The sequence below is a fragment of the Mordavella massiliensis genome, from assembly GCF_016902415.1.
Classification (GTDB): domain Bacteria; phylum Bacillota; class Clostridia; order Lachnospirales; family Lachnospiraceae; genus Merdimonas; species Merdimonas faecigallinarum.
Window position 1 is genome coordinate 1 of sequence record NZ_JACJLV010000069.1, and the last position, 7,547, is coordinate 7,547.

Consider the following 7,547-nt stretch of genomic DNA (forward strand, 5'->3'; position numbering starts at 1 on the left):
CAGTTGAAGAGCACCATGTGGCCGTGTATGCCGGAAAGGACAACCAGACGATCGTGAAGGCAGACCGGCCGAAGGAATTGCTCCGAAACAGCATCCTGACCCCCTCCCTGGCTGCAAGCATCTTGAATGCCAAGTATGTCAACGGACTTCCCTTATACCGGATCAGCCAGGAATTCCTGCGGAATGACATCCATATCTCCCGGCAAGTGACGGCAAACTGGGTGATCCAGTGTGCCGACCGGTATCTGGGGCCCCTTTATGATTACCTTCATAACAGGATGTACCTCTTCCATGTGCTGCAGGCCGATGAGACTCCGGTCAAGGTATCGAAAGATGGGCGTCCGGCGAATAGCAAGAGTTACATGTGGGTCTACCGGACGGGAAAGGGATATAAGGATACACCCATTATCCTGTATGAATACCAGAAGACCCGGAAAGCAGACCATCCGCGGGAATTCCTGAAAGGATTCACAGGAGTTGTCGTCTGCGATGGATACTCTGCCTACCGGAAGCTGGACCGGGAAACCGAAGCCATCGTCTTCGCAGGGTGCTGGACCCATGCGAGAAGGTATTTCGCCGATGCCCTGAAAGCACTGCCGAAAAAGGAGCATGAAGCAGCCAGGGATACGGTCGCTTATGAAGCGATCAAGCGGATTGGTGCGATCTATCATCTGGATAACCAGCTGAAGTCCCGCTTGATAACAATGCAACAGAGGGGGCGCTGCGCAGCTTCTGCCTGCACAAACATGCATGGAAACTGATCGATAGTATCGATGGTGCGAAATCCAGTGCGATCGTCTACAGCATTACGGAAACAGCAAAGGCGAATCACCTGAATCCCTTCCGATATCTGGAACACGTCCTGACTGTGATGAAGGATCATCAGGAAGATACGGATTACCGTTTTATGGAAGATCTGCTTCCATGGTCTGAGCAGCTACCGGAAATCTGCCGAAGCAAAACCAAAACAACGAATGTGTAAACCGGCCGCCGGGAAACGGCGGTCAAAAAATACGCTGGTACTCATGATTTACCGTGTACGCCAATCTGGTGGCAGGGAACTGTTTTTCTAGAGCAGGGATACCGCCTTTAATTGATTGCTGTCTGTGAGTTTGTTCGCTTAAGACTGGATTTAATCCATATAATTCCCGCATGGATTTATGTTCGTTAGATACATTGGGACGAGGTTGATTTTGATCTTGTATGTATCATGCTGGATGTGATCCAGAATCATTTCCGATAGAAGAGACACTGGACAGCGTTGACTGGATGCCGGCGGATAAGGGAGTATCTGGACAATTGTCGTTGCTAGAAAAATTCAGTGAAGGTCTGACTATGGACTTGCTGAAAGGATGATAATATGTATTGTTATGTTATATTTGGAGAAAGCGCAGATAAACATACAAGGAAGTATTTATATAAATGTACAAAAAAGATGGTGGCAGGAGAAGTAGTTCTTGTTCCAGCAAAAAATGCAACAAAAGTAGCTATGATACAAAGCACGTTTGCCAGGATTCCGGAGGAGATCCGTATTGATCCGGGAGGAATAAAAAGTGTGATTTCAAAGAGTGACAAAAAAGTAGAGGCAGACGTGGCAAGGTCGTTTTTGCTGGCGCTGATCGATGAATATAAAGACGCAGATATTGCCAGGAAAGAATTGTGTGCTATCGTGAAGTGTTTTCTTGCTTTTTCTGAAATAAAGTTGAATGGTAATAGTCAGTGGGCACAAATTATAAATGTACAATTACCAGAAGTGTGTTTGTGCGATACTAACGAGTCGGGTGAGTCGGATGAAAAAGAATTAAGATTTTGGAAAGAACTTAAGGATATCGAGTATAAGCTCCGATACGGTTATTCTTTTTGGAATCGACCGAAAAGCAGGATTAGTTACATTAATGAAGATCCAATAGAATATACAGATGAATACCTCCAAATCGAATTAGAACTTGAAAGATTAATTCGAAGTGAGATTGGAGAGGGCGGGTATAGAGGTTTTTGCCATAAATATTGGTTGACGAAGAAAAACATACTGAAAGATCGGTTTAATATAGAGTGGAAAAGTCCTGCGGATTTAAATCCACAGATCTGGTTTGATTAGTTGGATACTATGATTTGCCGTGCACAGAGAAGAAGAGAAATATAATGATGGCGTTACGGATGATGGCAATTGAACGGCACAAAAGATCCGTTTGAGGAATGTTGAGGAACAGATATGGTTGATTTAATCCTGTTCCCATCCAGCTTTTTCAGTATTACAAAGGTGGATGAGGATTTACAAAATGAATACGATGCTGTGTTGGCTGCCGGATTGTTTGAGGTGGCTCTGTTTGGATATGACAAGTGGTTTAATGAAGATAAGCTTGTTGTCAGGGATGCACCTGATGAAGAGCATTTAGCTGTCTATCGTGGGTGGATGATGAAGCCAGAACAGTATGAGCGGTTTTATAATCTTCTTCTTGAAAAGAACATCCGATTGGTCACGAAACCGGAGCATTACAGGCTGATGCATATCTTCCCGAATGTCTATGAGCATGTTAAGGGAGATACCGCTAAGATGGAGTTATATCCATTGCATGAGCAGATAGATGTGGAACGATTGAAGAAATCCTTCGACAGATTTATGGTTAAGGACTATGTGAAGTCGGTAAAGGGGACGGAGTTTCCGAGATTCTTTGATAAGAGCATTACGCAGGAGAATTTTGATCGTTGGATGGGTGTGTTTTATAAATATCGGGGAGAACTTCTGACAGGCGGCATTTGCATTAAAGAGTTCCTTGATCTGAAGCGATATGATGAGAAGACAAATGAATATCGTGTATTCTATATCAATCATGAAATCGCCACAATATGCAGAAATTCAGGTCAGGGAAACCATACCCCGGAACCACCTAAGGAACTGATCGAAAAATACAGGAATCTGGCAAGCCCATATTATACGGTTGACTATGCGGAACTGGAGGATGGAACCTGGAGAATAGTCGAGGCAGGCGATGGAGAGGTATCCGGCCTGTCAGACAATCAGGATTATGAGCAGTATTTCAGAGCATTGTATCAATGCTTCAAAGAAGAATGTTGCTTGGATGAGGAAAACCATGGGCGAATACTATAACTGGGTCAATGTCGATAAAAAGGAATATATCTGTCCGGCTGATTTTGATTACGGGAATAAATTTTATGAATCTATGCACAAGGATAGTATTCCGCTTCATGCGCTTCATAGTCTGTTGATAAATGAGTGGAAGGGTGATCGTGTCCTTTTGTTTGGTGATGAGTGTCCTGTTCCAGAACAGTCTTCAAACGGTGTAATTAAAACTCTTTATGAGCAGTCGGCAGAATTTGGATATCCGGGAGATACTTTTGACATGATCTGTGAATCATACCGAAACGTGTCATGCTTATTCAAGGAAGCAGAAAAAAATGTCCGTGAAGAGATAAGGTATTATCTTGAGGAATATAGGGAAACCGGTAGACTTGACCATTACAACGAATACGGGATTGATCTGGATAATCCTTATGAGGGTTTATTCCTGAAAACAGCGAAAAGGCGTATGTTTACGATTAACTACTCAAAGAAGATTTATTACTCTCTTGCTGAGACAGACATTCTTTTTCGGGATCATACAAAGAATAATTTTACAGATCCGCTGCCGTTTTTGATGGGATATGGGAGAGTTGCGGAACCGGGAGAATGGCTTGGGGATATTATAGGTGTTTCAGACCAACGGCCTGAAGGCTATTCGCTGATCAATGAAATATATGTTGATTGGTAGCAAGCATAGAAAAGTGTTTTTGGGGAATTTGGAGGCAATAATGCATAAATCTTCTGCGTATGAGAGATACATACAGTATGAAATACACAGATGTGGGTTGGAAGCCGATAAAGAAAATGATTTTCCATGTTGGCTTGTTCTTGAGCATGAGACCTATTACTGGATATTCAGATTAAGTCGAAAAATGCATTGGTCTCTTGATGAACACACTGTTTCAAAAAGGCTTTGTATGTATCTGAATCCGGAGAGATGCGTCCGCTCTGCTGATAGAGGAGGCGATTAATACTGACTGTTCGTATATCATTCGGTTTTAAAAGCGAGTCGTGGGAGATAAAGGAAAATTCGCTGCTTTTTAAAAGAAACAGATCGCTATGAGATTCTGGATAGTCTACAGGGTGATAGGTATCGAGGTGCTTGAGAGGATCATAAGAAAGTATTGGAAGTACATAGAGCAGTTTCTGTTTGATGCCAGTTACGAGTCCCCGGTGTTCATATGACATTTCAGGGATATAATTTTTCCCGAATTCAAATTGGTATATTTCCCCTTTTTTGACAGGTTTTTGACGCAATTTTTTCTTTCTGTTTTCGGCCAGCGGGAATCGGATATAGAAAAGCGGTGAAGTTCATCTGAACTGAACACATTTTCAATGACGGACTCATTTATTTTGTTCTGTGCTTTAAGATATTCTTTCAATAAGATTTTCTCCTTGGGAATTTGGAAATAAAAAGAGTACGGCGCTAACCGTACCCTGCTCTGGCTGACCAGAGTGACCTCGTCGGTCAAATTATTCTTTCTTAGACGGCCTCGTCGGCCAGGAAACACCTTGCAGGTGTGAAAGACGGTTGAACTTTTGTGGATGTTATTATAACGCGGTCAGTATTGGAAGTCAAGATGACATAGTATCATTGTTGGATTTATGTAGCGGAAAAGATACGATGAAGCATTTTGCCTTTTAAAAGATATTTTGGTATACGTTGACCAAAATATCTTCCAGGAGGGATAATTGTAAAGGGGAATTGTTATGAATAACTGGAGAGATTTATTTCAGGATCATATCCTCGCCCGCGGGGAAATGTATTATTATGACGGCGCAGTTCTGGAACTTCATAAAACAGAACACGGATATCAGGCCATTGTAGAAGGGACAGAGGATTATGAAGTAGAGATTGAGATCGAAGAGGGAGAAGTCTGTGAAATGTACTGTTCCTGTCCCTATGCGGAAGACGGCAGTCACTGTAAGCATATGGCGGCTGTCCTGTATGAGATTGAGGAACAGGATGAGTCGGGGTTCCTGTCAGAGGATGCCTGCCTGGAGCAGCAGGAAAAGGAACTGGAGGAGCTGATTGAAAAGCTTTCGGAGAGGGAACTGCGTGCCTTTGTAAAGAAGCTTGCCGGGCAGGATGGCGGGATCCGGAGTATGCTTCTGACCAGATATGTGGTGGAAATCGATGAAAAGCAGATGAACCGGTTAAAACAGGGAGTAGACCGGCTTGTGCGGGAATACAGCGACGGGAATGGATTTATAGATTACCGGAATGCCTGGGATTTCACTTATGCGATGGAATGTTATCTAGGAGATAAAGTGGATGTCCTGATTGAACGGAGTTGCTGGCGGCAGGCATTTGAACTGACCAATTATGTGTTCCAGACCATCGGGAATATAGACACAGATGATTCTGACGGTGGCATTTGTCAGGTTGCGAATGCATGTTATGAGAGGTGGGAAGAGATACTGAAGAATTGTTCCGAAGATGTCAGAAGCGAAATGTTTGCCTGGTTTACCAGCCATTTGTCCTGCGATTATGTCATGGATTATCTGGAGGAATACATAGAAGATTTTTTGATGCGCGAGTTTCGGGACCGTGAAATGCTGGAGAAGAAACTGAAATATTTGGATGAAATAATTGAAAAACAGGGTCCCTCCACGGATGGAGGAAGTACCTGGAGCGAGCATTATGGCTATGAGGATAATCTCATACGACGGCTGGAACTTATGGAGCAACTGGGTTATTCAAAGGAAGAAATACACGAATACCGCAGGAAGCACTGGCGATTTTCAGCAATAAGAAAACTGGAGATTCAGGAAAATCTTGACCGTGGGAACCTGGATGAGGCGATCCGGATCCTGAGGGAAAGCAAGGAACTGGACAGTGAGTATTCAGGGCTGGTTGCCAGTTATAGCGAGCAACTGATCTCCATTTATGAAGAGCAGGCAGACACGAAAGCTTACAAAGAGGAACTCTTATACTATGTTCTAAAGTGTCCACAGCATGAGTTGACATATATTCGGAAATTGAAAAAGGTCTGTACAGATAAAGAGTGGGAGCAGTACAGGGAGCAGATCCTGCGGGAGCCAAGGAACTTTGCAATCCGCTATCCGCTTATGGAGGCGGAAGGAATGTATGAACGCATGCTGGAGTGCCTAAAGAGAGAGGGCTTTGTCCTTAATCTGGACAGGTATGAAAAAGTGTTGAAAGAGAGATTCCCAGAGCAGGTGCGAGATCTTTATATTTCTTATCTGCACAGAGAAGCAGAAAGGGTCAGTGACAGAAAACGATACAGGGAACTGATGAAATACCTTAAGAAAATCAGCGGGTATCCCGGCGGGAAAGAAAAGGCGGCCGGGATCGCGGAGAACTGGCGGGCGAAGTATTATCGCAGGAGAGCTATGATGGATGAAATGGAGAACGCGGGATTTTAGGGATTGTGAATCTAACCCTCGAATAACTCCCCTTCCCTCTGCATAGATTGTAAAAACGAACTATGCAGGGGGATTTTTCTTGAAGGATTATATTGAGGAGCGGGCGGTTGAGATCGCATATTATATCATCGAGCACAAGGCTACGGTGCGGCAGACGGCGAAGAAGTTTGGGGTGAGTAAGAGCACGATACATAAGGACGTCACCGACCGTCTTCTGCAGATCAATCCGTCCCTGGCGGCGGAGGCCCGCAAGGTGCTGGATGTGAATAAATCCGAGCGCCACATCCGGGGCGGACTGGCCACGCGGGAGAAGTATCTGCACCGGCACGCCTAGAGCATTTTCATGCTCCTTTTCCGGATCTGTTCACAATATCTTCAAAATATATTTCTTGCATATCCTGTAAATTGTGGTAAGATAGTTCCTGAAAAGGAGAGATAGATATGAACAAGAAGACAATTATCTTTCAGGGCCCGGACGACGTGGTTGCGTTTGTCAGAAAGGTCGAAAAGTATCCGTACAACATGGATATGAAGCGTGGAAGATATATCGTTGACGCCAAATCTTTGCTCGGCCTTATGAATCTGGGATTCCGGAGTAAAATTGAATTAAATGTCTACGAGGACGATTGCGAAGATCTTTGGGACGATATCAGAGAATTTGTAGCAGCGTAAATGTGTAGCAGCAATATGGACCACGCGGAGGTGAAGCTTTCAGGCTTTGCCTCTATTTTTTTGCGGCTTTTGTATCGCCTGCCTGCATTGACAAACGCCCGGGAAAAGAGGATAATGGGTTCCATTGGAAAGGAAGTGGAGGAAATTGCAGGAGAGGGTACAGAAGAAGGACAGGAGCGGATATCTTTTTGACAACCGGGCGCTGGTGGCGCTGATCATTCCGCTGATCATCGAGCAGACGCTGGCGGTGCTGGTGGGCATGGCGGACAGTATCATGGTGGCCAGTGTGGGTGAGGCTGCGGTGTCCGGTGTTTCTCTGGTGGACAATATTATGGTGCTGTTGATCAATGTGTTTTCTGCGCTGGCTACCGGCGGCGCGGTGGTTGCGGGCCAGTATCTGGGC

General features: G+C 44.5%; 9 protein-coding genes. All 9 read left to right on the plus strand.

The window, feature by feature from the left end; all coding sequences use genetic code 11:
- On the plus strand, window positions 1-761 hold a 761-nt coding region (gene tnpC, locus H6A13_RS12235; RefSeq protein ID WP_204909827.1), incomplete at its 5' end, for an IS66 family transposase.
- A gap of 89 nt (window positions 762-850) precedes the next feature.
- Window positions 851-982, plus strand: coding sequence for a hypothetical protein (locus H6A13_RS13370; protein WP_243424796.1), 132 nt, complete (start codon window positions 851-853; stop codon window positions 980-982).
- A 378-nt stretch (window positions 983-1,360) separates the two neighbouring features.
- A complete protein-coding gene (locus H6A13_RS12245; protein ID WP_204909828.1) occupies window positions 1,361-2,098 on the plus strand; it encodes a hypothetical protein in 738 nt (245 codons plus the stop codon).
- Between the two features lie 114 nt (window positions 2,099-2,212).
- Window positions 2,213-3,109 (plus strand): ATP-grasp domain-containing protein, encoded by an 897-nt coding sequence (locus H6A13_RS12250; protein ID WP_204909829.1) that lies wholly within the window; start codon window positions 2,213-2,215, stop codon window positions 3,107-3,109.
- On the plus strand, window positions 3,093-3,770 hold the full coding sequence (locus H6A13_RS12255; RefSeq protein WP_204909830.1) for a hypothetical protein: 678 nt from the start codon (window positions 3,093-3,095) through the stop codon (window positions 3,768-3,770). Before H6A13_RS12250 ends, H6A13_RS12255 begins: the two co-directional genes overlap by 17 nt.
- A gap of 1,022 nt (window positions 3,771-4,792) precedes the next feature.
- On the plus strand, window positions 4,793-6,472 hold the full coding sequence (locus H6A13_RS12260) for an SWIM zinc finger family protein (protein WP_204909831.1): 1,680 nt from the start codon (window positions 4,793-4,795) through the stop codon (window positions 6,470-6,472).
- Between the two features lie 79 nt (window positions 6,473-6,551).
- Window positions 6,552-6,806: a sporulation transcriptional regulator SpoIIID gene (gene spoIIID / locus H6A13_RS12265; protein WP_204909832.1), complete on the plus strand. Its 255-nt coding sequence runs from the start codon at window positions 6,552-6,554 to the stop codon at window positions 6,804-6,806.
- Window positions 6,807-6,913: 107 nt separating this feature from the next.
- Complete coding sequence (locus H6A13_RS12270; RefSeq protein ID WP_204909833.1) at window positions 6,914-7,144, plus strand: HPr family phosphocarrier protein; 231 nt, start codon at window positions 6,914-6,916, stop codon at window positions 7,142-7,144.
- A gap of 145 nt (window positions 7,145-7,289) precedes the next feature.
- Window positions 7,290-7,547: MATE family efflux transporter (locus H6A13_RS12275; RefSeq protein WP_243424795.1), on the plus strand; the 258-nt coding region annotated here is incomplete at its 3' end.